The organism is Zymobacter sp. IVIA_12111.31 C1 (assembly GCF_047495495.1).
GTDB lineage: Bacteria > Pseudomonadota > Gammaproteobacteria > Pseudomonadales > Halomonadaceae > Zymobacter.
Window position 1 is genome coordinate 271,104 of sequence record NZ_CP179930.1, and the last position, 18,661, is coordinate 289,764.

Here is an 18,661-nt window from a genome sequence, read left to right on the forward strand (position 1 = left end):
GGCGGCCTTTGCCGTTTCAAGGGAATGCTGCACGGCCTCGCCACTCCTTGGGCTGCGGCAGCGCGCTCGCGCGATCAGAACTCTTCGTAACGAGCGGGGTCCTGATCGGCAATGCGCCCGTCCGGGCGGGCCAGCGTAGCGATCTTCGCCATGTCGTCATCGGTCAGGGTGAAGTCGAACAGCGACAGGTTTTCTATCTGGCGAGCGTCCGAAGAGGCTTTGGGAATCGGGATGGCGCCCAGTTGAGTGTGCCAGCGCAGAATGATCTGCGGAATGCTCTTGCCATGCCGGTCGGCAATCACTTTCAGCGTGGGGTCTTGCAGTACGGCGCTGGCGCGCCCCAGAGGGCTCCACGACTCGGTCACGATGCCGTGCGCGGTGTCCCATGCCCGCTGTTCTGCCTGCGGGAAGTACGGGTGCAGCTCGATCTGGTTGATGCTGGGGGTGACGCCGGTCTCGTCGATCAAGCGCTGCAGGTGCTCGGGCAGGAAATTGCAGACCCCGATGGAGCGCACCAGTCCGCGCTTCTGTACCTCGATCATGGCACGCCAGGCCTCGACGTAATGGTTCTGGATCGGGTTGGGCCAGTGGATCAGATACAGGTCGAAGTAGTCCAGCCCCGCGCGATACAGCGATTCTTCGACGGTTGCGATCGCTTCATCGTAGGCATGGTGGCGGCCCGGCAGCTTCGATACCACACGCAACTCTTCACGTGCTACGCCGCACTGTGCAACGGCACGACCTACGGCGCCTTCATTCTCATAGTTGAACGCGGAATCAAGCAGGCGATAGCCATTGTGGATGGCCTTGACCATATCGTCGACGCCCTGGGTGCCGTTCAGCGTGTAGGTACCGAAACCCACGGCGGGCAGCGTGGTGCCGTCGTTGAGGGTAATCTGCGGAATATCGGAACGAGAGCTCATGGATCTTCCTTATGCAGCGATGAATGAAAAGCCGGGTGCGGCGCCAGCCACGTTACGGAAAGTGGTGAACGAACGCGCGCGTCTTCATCACTATAAGACCATCGAATGGTAAATGCGTTAGCTGACGATGTGTGGTGCACACGAGGTGCATGCGGGAGTCTGGTATCCACGAAGGCGACAAGCATTCACTGTGGCGTTATAGCGTGTGCTTGGTCGACGGCGTTGCTCGCTACCGCTGTTCTGTCTGCGCTTCAGCGCTCTCTTATGCTGCACGCCATAATGTTGTCGACGAGGCTGCGTCGGTCGCCAGCACGGGCACCGTTTCTGACCGCTCGGCGCTGGGAAGATTCTCGTTGTGCGGCCTAGTTTTTTCTCTTCGGCGCTGTCCCTGTCTCTTGCGTGACGCAGGCGGGCGCTTTTTTTATGGCATAGCGTGTGTCGCATGGCGCTCTTCCCTTACGCCTGCATTGGGTTGTCATTACTCATGAATAGGTATACCGTTCTACCTACTTTTCTGCCAAGGTATATCTGTTCATGACACAGCGCATCAGTGCTCATCAGCGGTTGTTGGAGGCCGCCTCCGAACTGTTCTATCGCAACGGCATCGCCGCGACGGGCATCGACGCTATCGTCAAGGAAGCGGGGGTTGCCAAGAAAAGTCTCTACAACAACTTCGCTTCCAAGCAGGCACTGGTCGAGGCTTACCTTGCTGAACGTCATAAGGAATGGCTGGCACTCTATGACGCGCGGATGCAGGGCGCACTGACGCCCAAAGATGCTGTTTTGGCGGTGTTTCTTGCCTATGAAGATCATGCGGCGCAGGCATATGGGCACGGTTTCCGTGGCTGTGGCCTGCTGAATGCCGCTGCTGAACTACCCGCCGACAGTGCCGAACGTCGTGTGGTTCGCCAGCACAAGGAGCAGGTCGAGACGTTGCTGCGCCAGCATGTCGAAGCGTATCTGGATGGACGGCACCAGCGGGCGGAAACCGTCGCACATTATCTAGCGTTTCTGCTGGAAGGTGCCATGGCGCGAGCAGGGCTAGAAGGCAACGGCGAGTGTCTGGTGCAGGCGAGGGCAATGGCGGCGCAGATGCTGGAGGCATTATGAGCAAGATGATGCAGGAGGCGTTGCCCGGCGTCCTGGCAGTATTCATCGCGGCCGTACTGTGGGGTACTACCGGAACGGCTGCGACGTTTTCGCAAGGTATCAGTCCTGTTGAAATAGGGGCCGTGTCGATGGGCGGGGCGGGCTGCTTCAAGCACTGCTGGCGCTGCGCAGCATTCGACGCTCATGGAGCATATTGTGTCAGCAGAGAGGCTACTTGCTGCTGGGTGCCATCGCCGTCTCGATCTACCCGCTGGCTTTTTACGCCTCCATGCACCTAGCAGGGGTCACGATTGGCACCGTCGTTTCTATCGGCTCTGCGCCGCTGCTTTCGGCGCTAATTGAATACTGTCTGGAGGGTTTGGGATTAACGCGGCGCTGGTTGGCAGGGGCCACACTGGGCATTGTTGGTATTGCATTATTGTGTGCCACGGAAGCAGGCCACCACGCTGATGCCGGCAGCTCCATGGCTGTCGTGCCCGGTGTATTACTCGGCGGCGTAGCGGGTCTCACTTATGCCCTGTATTCGTGGACGGCGCGACGCTTGATGCAGCGCAATGTACTGCCAAGTGCGGCCATGGGAGCCACCTTTGGGTTGGGTGGACTAGCGCTGATCGTGGTGTGGTGCTTCAGTGGCATGCACATCATAGCGACGTGGCAAAACGCCAGCGTCGGGCTTTACATGATGCTAGTGCCGATGTTTATCGGTTACCTGTGTTATGGCTATGGATTAGCAAGGATACCAGCAAGCTCGGCCACCACCATTACACTGCTTGAGCCCGTCGTAGCGGCGCTGTTGGCAGTTGTGGTGGTGGGAGAGCGCTTGCCTGCACTTGGCTGGCTTGGCGTCGCGCTTATCATTGCGTGCTTGGTATGCATCGTATGGCCTAAAACGCGATAAAAACATTGTATTGCAAAGGGTTATCTTAGAGCGTGCAAGCGAGTGCTCTTAAAGCTCGGTCTGTTTTCTTGAGGCGATTTCGCCGGGATAGGGGGGAGAAGTCATGAAGATAAAATGGGGAGTGGTTTTCGTGCTGGGCATACTGTCCGTGCAGGCTCAGGCACAGTGGAAAACGCGCGTTGAGTCCGAGGCGTTTCCAAAGGCGACATACGCGATCATGACGGGAATGGATGGCAAGGATCGCGGCATAGAAATCGGCTGTGAGTCCGGCACCACGACGCTTTCGCTGCTCAAGCAGCAGAATGGCCAGTCCTACGGGCATGCGGAACAGGACTCGCGTGAGACCTACGCCATGCGGCTTACGATCGGTAAGGAAACGCTGGAACTCGACTTCGCACTGGCCAACCAACGCAACGACGGCTATATCGCCTTCGAAGATCAGGACTACCTCACTACACAGCATGCGCTGTACCTGATTCGCAACGCGAAAGCGCCTATTGAGCTGGCCGTACAGAGCGATCTGGGCCCCGTGCGTGTGACCATACCTGCTGCTGGTGCCAGAAAGGCTGCCGATACGCTGAGCCGCGTGTGCCATGACGATCTGCGATACGGCGCCTGGAAGCCCTGAGGCGTATAAGCCTAGCGGTGCCGCGATGCGGTTCGCCCATCAATACACATAAATGAAAAAAGCCGCCTCCTTTCGGAAGCGGCCTTTTCGGGATTTGGTGGAGGCGGGGGGAGTTGAACCCCCGTCCGCCGGCACTCGTCTATCAGCTCTACATGCTTAGTTCCATCTTTTGGTTTAGCCATCTGAGCGCCGATGGGCAGGCTTTCAGACAGCGGTCCCTCGTAGATTTAACACACGACGCGAGAGCTACGCCGTATGCGGTCCTGTCAATCGTGGCTCTCCCATTGGAAATGAACAGGCACATTCCCGCCGGGCCGAACAGGGTCTAACTGGTTTTACGCAGCCAGAGCACCTTTCTGAGCATAAGTTTCGTCGTTTGCGACTATATCAATTGCAACGTTGGTATTTACGAGACACGTTACCATCTCGGCATGCACCTCAAGATCTGCAACCGGCGTCGAATCCATAACGCCCCCGTAACAGATGAAGTGTTCCAGCCAGTGTGCCGAAGGTATCTTCAGTACACGCTTGCCGGACTCCATACAATAGGGGTTGCGTTGCCGAATTTCAAGCAGATTCAGTTCTGCGACCGCATGATTCGGCCTTTTTGGCGTTCCCAATCGCGATTCTTCTCGTCTGCGCGCTTATCGTGCAGCTTTTTACCGACAACGAGAGCGATCTCGCACTTCACCAAGTGCCCTTTCCAGTACAGGCGCAGAGGAACACAGGTGTGGCCCTTGTCCTGAGTTTTGGAGAAGATGCGGGCGATTTCCTTCTTGTGCATCAGAAGCTTGCGCGTCCGGTCGGGTTCCACGACCGTATGCGTGCTGGCGGTGCTGAGCGGAGTGAAATGCGACCCCAGCAGCCACGCCTGCCCGTTGCGGATGTGGATGTAGGTGTCCGTGAGCTGGCCCTTGCCCGCGCGCAGGCTCTTGACTTCCCAACCGGCCAGTTCGAGTCCTGCCTCGAACGTTTCTTCGATGTGGTATTCGTGGCGTGCCTTGCGGTTCTGTGCGATCAGATTGCCGCCGGGCGCTGCCTTTTTCTTTTTGCCCATAAATGGTTCCTGTCTAAAGAAGTGACCACTCCTGTGATGGGGGTAGGTCATGCTATCATCAAGCGTAATAGATAACGCTGGAAACGGCTTGGCCTCGCTTGAGGCTCATACCGTATAGAACCGAGATGATACGCGGTTTGCGAGTCATCGTCAGGAGAAGAGGCGCATGCCTGTAGTCGACAAAACCGCCTTTGTACGGCATTCCTGCCAGAAGATGTTCGATCTGGTCAATGATTTTGAAAGCTACCCTCAGTTTCTGCCCGGCTGCAAAGCGGCCCGCGTGCTCGAGCAGGGTGACGACTTCATCGTGGGAGAGATCACGCTGGGGAAAGGAGGTATCACTCAGGCCGTCGCGACGCGCAATCAGCTGACAGCACCTGAACGGATAGACCTTTCGCTGGTGAAAGGGCCATTTCGCTCGTTTTCGGGCTACTGGTCGTTCACTCCCGAGGCAGAAGGCTGTCGCGTACACCTGCATATCGAATTCACTTTCGGCAACATGCTGCTGGGCATGGCGTTCGGGCAGTTGTTTAGTCAGGCGGCGGCGCAGCAAGTGGTCAGCTTCACGCAGCGTGCCGACCAGCTGTACGGGGCATGACGATGCGCACTGCTGAGCCCACATCGCCAATGCTGGCGATCGAAGTGGCCTATGCTTCGGAAACGGAACAGGTGTTGCTGCGCTGCGAGGTGCCGGTCGGCACAACCGTGCGCCAGGCTTTCGTGCAGTCGGGCATCGACTGCCATATAGCGGCCCTGACCCTTGATGAGTTGGCTTCCGTGCCCTTAGGCATATTCTCTCGTCCAGTGCGTGATCCGGATGCGCAGCAAGTACAGCACGGCGATCGCATTGAGGGTTATCGTCCCATCAAGTGCGATCCCAAGCAGATGCGACGTATGCGTGCGGCACAGCGGCCCCTGCGGCAGTAGCGCATGGCATGATGCGGTTTTGATTGACGGTGCGGTATAACCGATTATCGTTATAGGAAAAGCCGTATCATCACGGTCAGACAGCGACGAATCAGGTAATCGTGGCGGGAGGCTGGCAGAATGAAGGCTGTCTGCCGAACGTGTCCGTGCAGACAGCCTTTGGCGATCAATCGCTGATCTGGGGAGTGACGCTGGTGCTTTCCGTAGCGGCAGGCCGCTCGTTGACCGTGATGGTGCTGTTGTCGACGCCTTCCTTATCGATAGCGCTGATAAGGCCGTTATGGAACGTGATGCTGACGCGGCGAGAAACAACTTTGCCGTCAGCCTTGTGTACCTGATAGATGTAGTCCCATTCGTTGGCATCGAACGCGTTGTCCAACAAGGGATTGCCCATGACGTAGACGACCTGCTCGCGGGTCATGCCCACTTTGAGCTGGGACACCATGGACTCAGATACCAGGTTGCCCTGCGGGATATCACGCTTGTAGACGCTGAAGAAGCTGCAGCCAGCGAGAAGCCCCAGCAGGCAGCCCATTACTACGATCCTGATCGAGTTTTGCATTTGATTTCGACTTTCCCTATCGTTTGCCTAGCTTGATCATACCCGATACCAAGAGTGACTGCGAAGGTCAACCCATGTCCGACAAGAATCATGAACTGCGCCAGGCTGGCCTGAAGGTAACGCTCCCGCGTCTTAAAATCCTTCAGATTCTCGAAGCTACGCGAGAAGAAGAAGAGCTGCACCTGAGCGCAGAAGACGTTTACAAGGCACTGCTGGATGCCGGTGAAGATGTAGGGCTTGCCACGGTCTACCGTGTGCTGACTCAGTTCGAAGCCGCCGGTTTGGTTGTGCGCCACAATTTCGATGGTGGGCACGCTGTCTTCGAAATGTCGCCCGAAGACCATCACGACCATATGCTGTGTCTTGAAAGCGGCGAGGTCATCGAGTTTTTCGATCCTGAAATCGAGCGCCGTCAACGTGAACTGGCCGAAGAGCGTGGCTACGAACTGGTCGACCATGCGCTGGTGCTGTACGTTCGCCCGAGAGGCTCCAAGGTAACGCGAAAGTCTTCTCTCCGTCGAACACCGACGTCTTCCTGATCCCATCTACGATCTGCACGCACGTGCGGAAGCGTTCTAAACGATTCTCTGCTCAGCCGAGCTGCCCTTGCCGGACGGTCGGTGTCGCTGTACGTATCCATAATGCGTTGATATACATGGCATCCCATGGCTGAGCTAGAATTTTACTAAACAGTAACTTTGTGGTCGAGCCGTATCGACGTTCTTGTTAAGGATAAAGTATGAAAGCCGTGCTGCTGTATGTCGTGACGGCGCTTGCCGAGATCGTGGGATGCTATCTGCCAGCGCTGTGGTTAAAACAGCACGGCTCTCCTTGGTTGCTGGTGCCGGCGGCAGCGAGTCTGTCACTGTTCGCATGGTTGCTGACGTTGCACGATGCAGCCTCCGGGCGCGTCTATGCCGCTTATGGCGGGGTCTATATCGGGGTGGCGCTGTTATGGCTGTGGGGCGTGGACGGCATCCGGCCCAGTGTGTGGGATATCGCAGGGGTTTTAGTGGCGCTGGCGGGAATGGGCATCATTGTCTGTCAGCCGCGCTGATTCTACGGCTAGGGCGACGTTCCTACGGCGGTGCATGCACGGTAGATGATCGGCGCCCTTCCTCAACGTTATGGGCGAGATTAGTAGTGCGATCAGCGCGATCACTAGAAGAAAAGAACGGGCAGCTACACGACGTAGCTGCCCGTTTGCGCATAGAGCGAGGGCTTTTGCGCAAGGGGAACCCTCACCCATAGGGTGTTAGGTGAGGCTGACATCAAGGATGGGGTCGGTGTTACTGGGCCTGCTTCTGCTGGCCGCTGTGGAGCATCTCGCGCGCGTGCGCCAGCGTGTGCTCTGAAAGGTGAATGCCTCCAAGCATGCGTGCCAGCTCTTGAATACGGCCGCTTTCGTCGAGGCGAGCCATGTGCGTACGCGTCGTGTTGCGGTTGCTGTGCTTCTCAATATGCAGGTGCTGATGCGCTTGAGCGGCCACCTGAGGCAGGTGGGTCACGCAGAAGATCTGGCCGTTATGGCTCAGCTGGCGCAGTAGCTGACCGACAATCTCAGCCGTCGCGCCAGAAATACCCACATCTACTTCATCGAATACCAGAGTTGGCATCGTGCTGTGCTGCGCGGCGACTACCTGAATGGCCAAACTGATGCGCGACAGCTCACCGCCCGAGGCGACGCGAGCCAGTGGCCGAGTCGGTTGGCCGGGGTTGGCACTGATCAGGAACTGGACGTGATCCAGTCCGTCGGCCTGTGCGATTTCCAGCGGGGTGACGCTGACCTCGAACGTGGCCTTGTCCATGCCGAGAAACGCCAGTTGTTGCTGCACTTCGCGGCTGAAGGCTGGGGCATGGCGCTGACGCTGGTGGGACAGAGACCGTGCGAGCTGGCGCCACTGATCTTGCATATCCTGCGTGCGCTGCGTCAGTTGTTCGATATCGTCATCGCCGCCTTCCAGTTCGCTGAGTTCGTGTTGCAGGCGACGGTGCAGGGCGGAGACTTCATCCGGCATGACATGGTGCTTGCGGGCGATGCGGTAGACGTCGCTCAGCCGCTCATCGACGATCTGCAGTCGAGAAGGGTCAAGCTCAACATTGCTGGCATGATGATCCAGTTCGCTCTGCGCTTCTTCAAGCTGAATGCGCGCCTCTTCGAGCATGGTCAGAGTGTTGGCCAATGCTGCGGCATCGTGCTCAGGCAGTTCTGCCAGACAGGCCAGCGCCTGATTAAGGCGTGGCAGTGCGCCACTATTGTCGTCCGTGCATAGGCGACTGGCAGCTTCGATCTGAGCCAGTGTTTGCTCGGCGTGCGCAAGGCGGGCCTGTTCGGCTTCCAGTGCGTCCAGTTCGTCGTCCTGCAGCGCTAACGTGTCTAGCTCTTCTACCTGATAACGCAGCAGTTGGCGGCGGGCCTGCAGGGCATCACCGTCGTCTTGTAGCTGGCGCAGCCGTTTCCGCAGCCGCTGCCATTCCTTCCAGGCCTCGCGTACCTGCGTGAGTTGTTCATCGGTACCCGCGAATTCATCTAGCAGCTTGAGGTGGTGTGAGGCGTGTAGAAGCGACTGTTGGGCGTGCTGGGCGTGAATATCGATCAGCATGCCGCCGAGCGCTTTCATGTCAGCCAGCGTACACGGTGTACCGTTAATCCAGGCACGCGTGCGCCCTTGGATAGAAATCACGCGGCGCAGCAGGCACTCGTCGGTGCCCAGCTCTCGGGCATTGAGCCACGCCTTGGCATCGGGCAGCCGTGCAATATCGAAACGTGCGGTAAGCTCCGCGCGCTCCTTGCCGGCGCGAACGCTGCTGGCATCGGCGCGAGCGCCCAGACAGAGAGACAGGGCATCCAGCAGAATGGACTTCCCAGCCCCCGTTTCGCCCGTGATGGCCGTCATGCCCGAGGCAAAATCCAGCTCGAGGTGGTCGACGATGGCGAAGTTATGAATGGTCAGCTGCGTCAGCATAGGGCTCTCCCGACGAGGCAGTGGTGATCGTGACACGCACCCCGCGGTGGCCGACGGCCTATCCGTGCTGGGGCGGGGCATCTGTCTGTGTAGGCAGGTGCCGTGGCATGAACTGTATCGACCACCATTATTGTATCTTTATACAGTATTTTCCAGTGCCTTCTGTTGCTTTTATTGACTTGAGATTGAAGAGCGCTGCCCTCATTTATGGGCCAAGATGGAAGTGTTCATCACTTTCCTTTCATTCGTACCTTTGGGATGGGCATCCACCGCAGCGACCGGCGGGGCTGGATTGTCCTCCTGCAGTCAGGAGTAGGCTCATGTCTCGTGATTCCAATACCGAGAACGAACAGGAACGCAACGAAGTCCCGGCAGAGGACACCGTAGAGCAGGCCCAGCCCGCTGACGCCGCGGATACGGAACAGGCTGATTCACCGGAAGCACGCATTGCGGCACTGGAAGAAGAAGTCAGTAAGGCCAAGGATCAGGCACTGCGCGCTGCGGCCGATGCCCAGAATGCGCGTCGTCGTGCCGAGCAGGATGCCGAAAAAGCACGCAAGTTCGCACTGGAGCGTTTCGTCAAGGAACTGCTGCCGGTCGTCGATAGCCTTGAAAAGGCACTGGAAAGCCTCCAGAACGACGAAGGTGCTAGCGTGCATCGCGAAGGGTTGGAAATGACGCTCAAGATGCAGCACTCCGCGCTTGAGAAGTTCGGCGTCAAGCAGCTTGAACCGCAGGGCGAACCGTTCGACCCGCAGTATCACGAAGCCATGACCATGGTGCCGAATCCGGCTATGGAGCCGAACACCGTCATGGATGTGCTGCAGAAGGGTTACACCCTTAACGATCGCCTGGTACGTCCGGCGATGGTCGTCGTCAGCAAGGGCGTCGACGCCTGAGATGACGGGGAGGGTCGGTGTGATCGGCAGAATCAGAATGGTTGACAGCACTTTTTGACAGGTTGTCCCTTGAAAGCCAACCGACCGCCCTTATATAGAAAGACAACAGAACATGATCGCCGGTACGAAGCCTTCGATCGGCGCGATCCACGGATATCGAATGGCCTACGCTAAGTAGGTTCATTCAAGAGAATCGAGAGGTAATACTCATGGGACGTATCATCGGTATTGACCTGGGGACCACCAACTCCTGTGTCGCGGTACTCGACGGTGACAAACCGCGCGTCATCGAAAACGCAGAAGGCGGTCGTACTACCCCTTCCATCGTTGCATACACTGACGACGGCGAAATCCTGGTCGGTCAGGCCGCCAAACGTCAGGCGGTCACCAACCCGAAAAACACGCTGTATGCGGTAAAACGTCTGATCGGCCGTAAGTTCGGCGATGACGTCGTACAGAAAGACATCAACATGGTCCCGTACGACATCGTCAAAGCAGACAACGGCGACGCCTGGGTAGAAGTCAAAGGCAAGAAAATGGCTCCCCCGCAGGTCAGCGCTGAAGTGCTGAAGAAAATGAAGAAAACGGCCGAAGACTACCTCGGTGAAGAAGTGACCGAAGCGGTCATCACCGTACCGGCCTACTTCAACGATTCTCAGCGCCAAGCAACTAAAGACGCTGGCCGCATCGCGGGTCTGGACGTCAAACGTATCATCAACGAGCCGACCGCTGCCGCTCTGGCCTACGGTATGGACAAGTCCCGCGGTGACAAAACGATCGCGGTATACGACTTGGGTGGTGGTACCTTCGACGTATCTATCATCGAAGTGGCTGACGTTGACGGCGAAACCCAGTTCGAAGTGCTGTCCACCAACGGTGACACCTTCCTCGGTGGTGAAGACTTCGACAACGCAGTCATCAACTATTTGGTTGAACAGTTCAAAGCTGACAGCGGCATCGACCTGTCCGGTGACTCTCTGGCTATGCAGCGTCTGAAAGAAGCCGCTGAAAAAGCCAAGATCGAACTGTCCAGCGCTCAGCAGACCGACGTCAATCTGCCGTACATCACGGCTGATCAGACTGGTCCGAAACACCTGAACGTCAAAGTGACTCGCGCCAAACTGGAAGCACTGGTTGGTGATCTGGTTCAGCGTTCGCTCGATCCGTGCAAAACAGCACTGGCCGATGCCAAACTGTCCGCTTCTGACATCGACGATGTCATTCTGGTCGGTGGTCAGACGCGCATGCCGCTGGTACAGCAGAAAGTCAGCGAATTCTTCGGTAAAGATGCGCGCAAAGACGTCAACCCGGATGAAGCCGTAGCACTGGGTGCTTCTATCCAAGGTGGTGTTCTGGGTGGCGACGTCAAAGACGTCCTGCTGCTCGACGTTACTCCGCTGACGCTGGGTATCGAAACGATGGGTGGTGTCATGACGCCGGTCATCGAGAAGAACACGACGATCCCGACCAAGAAAACGCAGGTCTTCTCTACTGCAGAAGACAACCAGACGGCCGTGACTATTCACGTGCTGCAGGGTGAGCGCAAACAGGCGACCCAGAACAAGTCGCTCGGTCGTTTCGACCTGTCCGACATTCCGCCGGCACCGCGTGGTGTACCGCAGATCGAAGTTGCCTTCGACCTCGACGCCAACGGTATCCTGAGCGTGTCTGCGAAAGACAAAGCGACCGGCAAAGAACAGTCCATCGTCATCAAATCGTCTGGCGGTCTGTCCGACGAAGAGATCGACCAGATGGTACGTGATGCTGAAGCGCACCAGGACGAAGATAAGAAATTCGAAGAAATGGTGCAGCTGCGCAATCAGGCCGACGGCATGATTCACGCAACGCGCAAGACGCTCGAAGAAGCTGGCGACAAAGCAACGGCAGAAGAGAAAGAGAAAATCGAATCTGCTGCCAACGCTTTGGAAGAAGCGCTCAAGGGCGATGACAAGGATGACATTCAGGCCATACTGAATGCTCTGACCGAAGCCTCCGGTTCTCTGGCCCAGAAACTGTACGCCGAACAGGCACAGCAGCAGGGTCAGCAGCAAGGTGCTGGCGAACAGGGTGCTCAGGGCAACAGCCAGGATGAAAACGTCGTTGATGCCGAGTACGAAGAAATCAAAGACGACGACAAGAAATCCTAAGGTCGTTGACGCCTTTGATGGCTGACAGGCGTAAAGGCCGCACGGTAACGTGCGGCTGCGCATGGCGCGGGAGTTCGGCCTAAGGCCGGTAACGGCTCCCGCGCCGTTTCATGTGGAGATCCACCGTTCTGCTTGGTCAGGCGGAACGGGTGCAGTCCGGGTATCATCTGCACTGACTGTACGAAAGAATCCAGAAAGGGCTGGCGGGGTGTGCACCCTGAAGGCATGGCCCGACAGCAACCGGAGGTCGAGAGACTGATGTCCAAACGTGACTATTACGAAGTGCTTGGCGTCGAACGCCAGGCCGATCAGCGTGAGATCAAGAAGGCGTACCGCCGTCTGGCCCAGAAGCTTCACCCTGACCGCAACCCGGGAGACGAGTCTGCCGCGGCGAAGTTCCAAGAGGTCTCCGAGGCATATGAGGTGCTGTCCGACGAAAGCAAGCGTGCGGCTTACGATCAGTTCGGTCACGCTGGCGTAGACGGCCAAAGCGGCGGCTTTGGCGGTGGTGCGGGCGGTTTCGGTGGCGGCTTTGGTGAAGGTGGCTTCGGCGATATCTTCGGCGATGCATTCAGCGAGTTCTTCGGGGGTGGCCGCGGAGGTCGTCGCGACCCCAATGCGCCGCGTCGCGGTGCTGATCTGCGCTACAACCTTGAAATCAGCCTTGAAGAAGCAGTCGGCGGTACCAGCGTCGATATTCGTATACCGCGCATGGCGCAGTGCGATCACTGTCATGGTGACGGTGCCGAGCCCGGCAGTAGCCGCAAGACCTGCCCGACCTGTAACGGGATGGGCAAGGTGCGGATGCAGCAGGGCTTCTTCGCTGTGGAGCAGCCGTGTCCGACCTGTCAGGGTCGCGGTGAAATCATCGAAAAACCCTGCACGAAATGTCACGGTGAAGGGCGTGTTCGTGAAACGCGCACGCTGTCAGTCACCATTCCGGCGGGTGTCGATACCGGCGATCGTATCCGTCTGACGGGCGAAGGTGAAGGCGGTCTGAACGGTGGGCCTGCGGGTAACCTGTTTGTTGAGGTGACGCTGCGCCCGCACCCGATCTTCCGCCGCGATGGTACGAACCTGCACTGCGAAGTGCCGGTCAGCTTTGTTGATGCCACGCTCGGAACCGAGCTGGAAATTCCGACGCTCAACGGTCGCGTTAAACTGAGCGTGCCGCCAGAAACCCAGACGGGCAAAGTGCTGCGTCTACGCGGTAAAGGCGTGCGTTCTGTACACGGCGGTGGCCCGGGCGATCTGCTGTGCCATCTGGTACTCGAAACGCCCGTCAACCTGACGGAAGAGCAGAAGACATTGCTGCGCCAGTTCCAGAGCAGTCTGGAAGGTACCGGCGACCGTCACTCGCCGCGCAAGGAAGGTTGGTTCGACAGCGTGAAGAAATTCTTCGAAGATCTGCGCGGTTGAATGGTTCGCCGTAGACCTCGTCGCTGATGAGGGATGCGGTAACGAAAAGCGCCGTACGAGCACGTGCTCGTGCGGCGCTTTTTTTGTTGGAGCAGCCATGACGCGGGCTGATCAATAGCATGCAAACGTTTGAATAGCCGCCATAAAAGGCCTCTGTTCAATTTATGATCAGTTCGCGTGAGCCTGCGCCAGCTGCTGGATAGCGCCATCCGTCCTCAACTTATCCACACCTCTTTTCGCAGCAGATGGGGATAAGCAGTCAATATGGCGTGTGGATAACTAGCGTTGTGCTTCGGTATCCAGCAGCGCTTGGCGCACCTTGGCGACCGTGCGGGTGTCGTCGGGTGTCGTGCGGCAGCATCCACCGATGATGCGGGCACCCGCATCGTACCAGCGCTGTACCAGTGACGCATGGCTGCCCAGCGACTGTGCCGTTTCGCACGGATACCAGCGTTTATCCGTGGGGTCGTAGTGCTCGCCGGCATTGGGGTAGATCACAATGGGAAGCGTGGTCGCTGCCGCTAAACGTTTCACCATACCTTCTACGTGCTGCATGCCTGTGCAGTTAAGACCGATGGCCTTGATCTGTGGGTGCTGGCTCAACCAGGCCGCGCACTCTTCGATGGGTGTGCCATCGGCGATATGGGCGTCATCCCGAACGCTGAAAGCGATCCATGCGGTCGCCTCAGGGAATTCTTCTTCCAAGAGATGCGTCAGTGCTTGAGCCTCGGCCAGCATCGGGATGGTTTCGCAGGCCAGAATATCCACACCCTCTTCCAGCAGTGCAGCAATGCGTGGGCGATGGAAATCTTTCAGTGTCCGCTCGTCGTGGGTGTAGTTGCCCACGTACTCGGAGCCGTCGGCCAGCCATGCCCCGTATGGACCGACACTGCCCGCTACCAGCATGGGAAGGGTGTGGTCGGGGTATGCGGTGAGGTAGTCTTTACGCGCCTGATTTAGCAGCGTGGCGGATTCGGCCATCAACTGACGGGCGCGCTCGGCGTCGATGCCGGCCTGTGCGTAGCCTGCCAGCGAAGCCTGGTAGCTGGCGGAAATGCCGATATCAGCACCGGCATCAAAATAGTCGCGGTGAACCTGGGCAATCAATGCAGGCTGCTCGGCCAGTACGCGTGCGGACCACAGCGCATCGTTGAGGTCGCAGCCTCGGTTTTCCAGCTCGCTGGCCAAGGCTCCATCCAATACGGCAAACGGGACGCGGGCCAGCAGGTCATCAAGCGGGTGTGTCATGGTCGTGAGCCTTTCGGTTGTTCTTCTCAATAGTGGGGCAGCATCCCCGCATAGCAGCGTGCTGATAAATAAACATCCTAGTGTGCCGCAAACGCTGCCAACAGGAAACCGTCGTATAGAGAGCCGATATGAATAAGAAAATGCCCTTCCGAAGAAGGGCATAGACGGTATCGACCATCACATACTTTTGCGCTTGCGGAAGCATCTGACCGTGTAATAGGAGAGGTAACACAGAGCGGTGAAGGATAGGCCGCAATAGAGCGAAGGGCGCTGCATTGGGTCGAAGGCCATGCCAAGGAAGGCAGCTACGCATGCGAGGAATGAAATGGCCGGTACCCACGGATATCCCGGAGAACGGTATTCGAGACTGTGACTGCTCTTGCCTTCACGTGCCAGAGAGCGACGGAACATGATGTGGCTGACGCTGATACTCATCCATACGGCCACGACTGCAAAGGCGGCTAAAGAGGTCAATGCGATGTAGACGGTGCCTGTCGGATAGTACTTTGTCAGTAGCGCTGGCAGGCCGCCCAGCATGCTGAACATTATGGCCACGAGCGGAATACCTTTGGCCGTCTGCCAGCTGAAAAAGCGCGGCAGCATCCGGTGCTGGCTGACGGTCCACAGCATGCGTGATGAGGCGTATAACCCTGAACTGGCGGCCGACAGCATCGCGGTTAGGATAACGAAGCGCATGATGTGATCGGTATAGGGAATGCCGATATTCTGAAAGACCATCACGAACGGGCTATCGGTCAGCCCTGCCTGCTTGTACGGCAGCAGGGTCGCAATCACGAATATTGCCCCTACAAAGAAGATGATCAGGCGCCACAGGGTCATGCGGATGGCCTTCGGCACTGTCTTGGAGGGATTGGCCGTTTCGCCAGCGGCGATTCCGATCAGTTCAGTACCCGAGAAGGCAAAGGTGACGATCAGTAGTGATGACAGTACGGGCATTAGGCCGTTGGGGAAGATGCCGTCTTCTACTAGCTGATGGAGGCCGGGAGAAACGACGCTCTGGCTGGGGTGAATAAGCCCGGTGATGGCGGCCATACCTACCATTAAGAAGACTACCACGATGATCACTTTCAGCAGCGACAGCCAGAACTCCGACTCGGCGAACAGGCGGGTGGTGAAGATGTTCATCAGAGTGATCGCGACCCCAAACAGTAAGCTCCAGTGCCATACGGGAATGCCGGGGAACCATTGCTGCATCAGCTGACCGGATGTTGTCAGTTCGGCACCTAAGGCCACTGTCCACGTCATCCAGTAGAGCCAGGCCACCGTATAGCCGGTCGCGGGGCCGATGTAGCGCGTTGCGTAGGCGCTGAACGCTCCCGTTTCCGGCATGTGAACGGCCAGTTCGCCGAGGCTCATCATGACCAGGTAGGCGACGAAACCGCCGATGACATAGGCCAGTATGGCCCCGATGGGGCCCGCCTGACCGACGGTGGCGCCACTGCTCATGAATAGCCCCGTGCCGATGACACCGCCCAGTGACAGCATGACGACATGGCGCATCTTCATGCTGCGCTGATAGCCAGCGGTGGATTCATCCGATGGGAGGGGGTCGTGCGGGGGGATGTCGCTCATGCGTCCTCCAAGTAGTGCTAGTGCGCAGTTATCGAAAAATGGCGCATCTGCGTAGTGCCTTGATAGCAAGGCGCTATTAGGTATGCGGTCAAGACGATGCTCGTGACGGGCCAGGGCGCAGGAGAAGAGATTCACATCCCAGCCTAGCCGTGGCAGGGCTGAGCAGAATATCATGCCTTCATGATTGACGTGATCCCTGAGATAAGGAGAACAGATGACGCGTATAGCCATCTTGGGCGCTGCTGGGCGCATGGGGCGGATGCTGGCACAAGCCACGCTGCAGACTGACGGTGCCGAGCTTGGAGCGGCCATCGTCCGTCCGAGCAGTTCACTGATCGGTGCCGACGTAGGCGAGTTGATCGGTGCCGGGAAGTGCGGTGTTGCCGTAACGGACAGCCTCGACAAGGTGATCGATGCGATCGACGTCGTCATCGACTTCACCACGCCCGCACTGACCGAGCAGGCCGTCGCGCTGTGCAAAGCACATGGCAAGGCGATCGTAATCGGTACGACTGGGCTTGATGACGCTCAGGAAAAGACCTTGGGCGAACAGGCCAAAGCGGTGCCGGTTGTTTATGCCGCCAATATGAGCACCGGTGTCAACCTATCGCTCAACCTGCTGGCGACCGCTGCGCGTGCGCTGGCGGATGCCGGCTACGATATCGAAGTCATCGAGGCACACCATCGTCACAAGGTCGATGCCCCCTCCGGTACCGCGCTGATGATGGGGCGTGCCGTGGCGGAGGCCTGTGGACGCGACCTGCGTACGCAGGGTGTCTTTTCGCGTGAAGGACGTTGTGGTCCGCGTACGGACGATGAAATCGGCTTTTCCGTAATTCGTGCCGGTGACATCGTCGGTGAGCACACTGTTATGTTCGCCACTGAAGGCGAGCGTATCGAGATCACCCATAAGGCCTCTAGCCGCATGACGTTCGCGAACGGCGCTGTACGTGCCGCGCTGTGGGTAGCGCAGGCGCAGCCCGGTCTCTATGACATGCAGGATGTGCTTGGACTTAGAGACTGACGGCAGGGTGTATCTCCATTGCGTCATGGCGTCGGTGCCCTTCGTATGCAAAGGCATCGACGCCATGACGTTTTCGTGACCAACCAAGCAAGGATTGATGATGGCGCAGCGCGGCAGACCTCTGTGGACAATGGCACTGAAAAGCCTGCTGGGAGGCTATCGGTATCGCGGCCCTCGTACGGGGCACTTCGACGGTGAGCGGTTTGGCAATCAGCCCGGGCTGCGCCGCATCGGCTTTCGCGATCTATGGCAGCTGCGACGCGAACGTCGGCACATGACCCCGTGGTCATGGGAAGAGATTCCCGCTGCGCCAACTCCCGTGGCACGGGTCGAAGACGACAGCGTTCGCATCACTTTCATCAATCACGCCACGTTCCTGATCCAGTTCGCAGGCATGAACCTGTTGACCGATCCGGTATGGTCGAAGCGTGTCAGCCCACTGCGCTGGGCAGGGCCGCGTCGTTTCCACGCGCCCGGCATTCCGCTAGACAGGCTGCCGCCCATTGATGCGGTGCTGCTCAGCCACAACCACTACGATCACTGTGACTTCCATACGCTGCGCGCGCTGCTGCGACGCAACCCTCGCATGCGCCTTATTGCGCCGCTGGGGCACGATGTTATGGCAGAAGAGTTAGGGTTCCTGCGTCAGGAAAGCCTTGATTGGTGGTCGTCGTGCCGACTGAAAGGGCGTGCCATCACGCTGGTGCCTGCTCGCCATTGGGGGGCACGTACGCTGTGGGACAAATGCCGCACGCTGTGGGGCGGGTTCGTGATCGAAACGCCGCAGGGGCCGCTCTATTTCGCCGGGGATACGGCCTACAGCGATGGCTTTCAGCGCATTCGTACACGTATGGGGCCGATGTCGCTGGCGCTGCTGCCTGTCGGGGCCTATCAGCCGCATTGGTGTATGGAAGATGTGCATCTTGAGCCGCATGAAGCCGTTCGAGCGCATCACGAGTTGGGATGTCAGGCCAGTATGGCCTGCCATTTCGGTTGTTTTTCACTCGCCAACGATGGGCAGCACGAGCCTCAGGGTGTCGTAGAGTCCCTGCGCCATCATGGGCATATCGATGCCCAGACTCTCCATCTGCCGACGCCGGGAGCACCGATGATCTTCCGCGATGGGCAGCTTGAGCCGTTCGTAGATGCCGACAGGGGGTAGTCGGTTCACGGCTGACACCGTATACTCGAAGAGATTACGGGTAGGTGGTCTCTGCATCACCGATGGCTGTACCGGAATCCAGGCGTGTCGCTGAGAGC

The 18,661-nt window shown here is 58.2% G+C and carries 18 protein-coding genes and 1 other RNA gene; 12 read left to right on the top strand and 7 right to left on the bottom strand.

What is annotated here, in order from left to right; genetic code table 11:
- Nucleotides 1–74: 74 nt before the first annotated feature.
- Entirely contained in the window at nt 75–923 is an 849-nt protein-coding gene (locus tag ACMHYW_RS01200; protein WP_414500560.1) for an aldo/keto reductase, read from the bottom strand.
- A 534-nt stretch (nt 924–1,457) separates the two neighbouring features.
- Here ACMHYW_RS01200 and ACMHYW_RS01205 point away from each other — a divergent pair.
- The 3 genes from ACMHYW_RS01205 (at nt 1,458) to ACMHYW_RS01215 (ending at nt 3,559) form a co-directional block, all read left to right on the top strand.
- A complete protein-coding gene (locus tag ACMHYW_RS01205) occupies nt 1,458–2,033 on the top strand; it encodes a TetR/AcrR family transcriptional regulator (protein ID WP_414500561.1) in 576 nt (191 codons plus the stop codon).
- Between the two features lie 193 nt (nt 2,034–2,226).
- Entirely contained in the window at nt 2,227–2,931 is a 705-nt protein-coding gene (locus tag ACMHYW_RS01210; RefSeq protein WP_414500562.1) for a DMT family transporter, read from the top strand.
- Between the two features lie 103 nt (nt 2,932–3,034).
- Nucleotides 3,035–3,559 (top strand): hypothetical protein, encoded by a 525-nt coding sequence (locus ACMHYW_RS01215; RefSeq protein WP_414500563.1) that lies wholly within the window; start codon nt 3,035–3,037, stop codon nt 3,557–3,559.
- A gap of 95 nt (nt 3,560–3,654) precedes the next feature.
- On the opposite strand, the gene ssrA is transcribed toward ACMHYW_RS01215, so the two are convergent.
- Both ssrA and smpB read right to left on the bottom strand, forming a co-directional pair.
- Nucleotides 3,655–4,035: a transfer-messenger RNA gene (gene ssrA, locus ACMHYW_RS01220) on the bottom strand.
- Nucleotides 4,036–4,136: 101 nt separating this feature from the next.
- A complete protein-coding gene (gene smpB, locus ACMHYW_RS01225) occupies nt 4,137–4,616 on the bottom strand; it encodes an SsrA-binding protein SmpB (RefSeq protein ID WP_027705404.1) in 480 nt (159 codons plus the stop codon).
- Nucleotides 4,617–4,782: 166 nt separating this feature from the next.
- Between smpB and ACMHYW_RS01230 the strand changes: the two genes are divergently transcribed.
- Both ACMHYW_RS01230 and ACMHYW_RS01235 read left to right on the top strand, forming a co-directional pair.
- Nucleotides 4,783–5,214: a type II toxin-antitoxin system RatA family toxin gene (locus ACMHYW_RS01230; protein WP_414500564.1), complete on the top strand. Its 432-nt coding sequence runs from the start codon at nt 4,783–4,785 to the stop codon at nt 5,212–5,214.
- A complete protein-coding gene (locus ACMHYW_RS01235) occupies nt 5,211–5,543 on the top strand; it encodes an RnfH family protein (RefSeq protein WP_414500565.1) in 333 nt (110 codons plus the stop codon). Before ACMHYW_RS01230 ends, ACMHYW_RS01235 begins: the two co-directional genes overlap by 4 nt.
- A gap of 166 nt (nt 5,544–5,709) precedes the next feature.
- On the opposite strand, the gene ACMHYW_RS01240 is transcribed toward ACMHYW_RS01235, so the two are convergent.
- Nucleotides 5,710–6,105 carry an outer membrane protein assembly factor BamE gene (locus tag ACMHYW_RS01240; RefSeq protein ID WP_414500566.1) on the bottom strand — a complete coding sequence of 132 codons (396 nt, stop codon included), beginning with the start codon at nt 6,103–6,105 and terminating at the stop codon, nt 5,710–5,712.
- Between the two features lie 74 nt (nt 6,106–6,179).
- On the opposite strand from ACMHYW_RS01240, the gene fur reads away from it, so the two are divergent.
- Complete coding sequence (gene fur / locus ACMHYW_RS01245) at nt 6,180–6,644, top strand: ferric iron uptake transcriptional regulator (protein WP_414500567.1); 465 nt, start codon at nt 6,180–6,182, stop codon at nt 6,642–6,644.
- Nucleotides 6,645–6,844: 200 nt separating this feature from the next.
- Nucleotides 6,845–7,162 carry a YnfA family protein gene (locus ACMHYW_RS01250; protein WP_414500568.1) on the top strand — a complete coding sequence of 106 codons (318 nt, stop codon included), beginning with the start codon at nt 6,845–6,847 and terminating at the stop codon, nt 7,160–7,162.
- 232 nt (nt 7,163–7,394) lie between these two features.
- Here ACMHYW_RS01250 and recN read toward each other — a convergent pair whose 3' ends face one another.
- On the bottom strand, nt 7,395–9,071 hold the full coding sequence (gene recN, locus ACMHYW_RS01255) for a DNA repair protein RecN (protein WP_414500569.1): 1,677 nt from the start codon (nt 9,069–9,071) through the stop codon (nt 7,395–7,397).
- Nucleotides 9,072–9,391: 320 nt separating this feature from the next.
- Here recN and grpE point away from each other — a divergent pair, with 320 nt between their 5' ends.
- From grpE to dnaJ, 3 genes are all read left to right on the top strand, one after another.
- Nucleotides 9,392–9,970 carry a nucleotide exchange factor GrpE gene (gene grpE, locus ACMHYW_RS01260; RefSeq protein ID WP_027705410.1) on the top strand — a complete coding sequence of 193 codons (579 nt, stop codon included), beginning with the start codon at nt 9,392–9,394 and terminating at the stop codon, nt 9,968–9,970.
- Between the two features lie 209 nt (nt 9,971–10,179).
- Nucleotides 10,180–12,117 carry a molecular chaperone DnaK gene (gene dnaK, locus ACMHYW_RS01265; protein WP_414500570.1) on the top strand — a complete coding sequence of 646 codons (1,938 nt, stop codon included), beginning with the start codon at nt 10,180–10,182 and terminating at the stop codon, nt 12,115–12,117.
- Between the two features lie 258 nt (nt 12,118–12,375).
- Nucleotides 12,376–13,536, top strand: coding sequence for a molecular chaperone DnaJ (gene dnaJ, locus ACMHYW_RS01270; protein ID WP_414500571.1), 1,161 nt, complete (start codon nt 12,376–12,378; stop codon nt 13,534–13,536).
- Between the two features lie 279 nt (nt 13,537–13,815).
- Here dnaJ and mmuM read toward each other — a convergent pair whose 3' ends face one another.
- Nucleotides 13,816–14,784 (bottom strand): homocysteine S-methyltransferase, encoded by a 969-nt coding sequence (gene mmuM / locus ACMHYW_RS01275; RefSeq protein ID WP_414500572.1) that lies wholly within the window; start codon nt 14,782–14,784, stop codon nt 13,816–13,818.
- A gap of 177 nt (nt 14,785–14,961) precedes the next feature.
- Complete coding sequence (locus tag ACMHYW_RS01280; RefSeq protein ID WP_414500573.1) at nt 14,962–16,377, bottom strand: amino acid permease; 1,416 nt, start codon at nt 16,375–16,377, stop codon at nt 14,962–14,964.
- 214 nt (nt 16,378–16,591) lie between these two features.
- On the opposite strand from ACMHYW_RS01280, the gene dapB reads away from it, so the two are divergent.
- Entirely contained in the window at nt 16,592–17,401 is an 810-nt protein-coding gene (gene dapB / locus ACMHYW_RS01285) for a 4-hydroxy-tetrahydrodipicolinate reductase (RefSeq protein WP_414500574.1), read from the top strand.
- Between the two features lie 97 nt (nt 17,402–17,498).
- Nucleotides 17,499–18,563, top strand: coding sequence for an MBL fold metallo-hydrolase (locus tag ACMHYW_RS01290; RefSeq protein ID WP_414500575.1), 1,065 nt, complete (start codon nt 17,499–17,501; stop codon nt 18,561–18,563).
- Nucleotides 18,564–18,661: the final 98 nt, after the last annotated feature.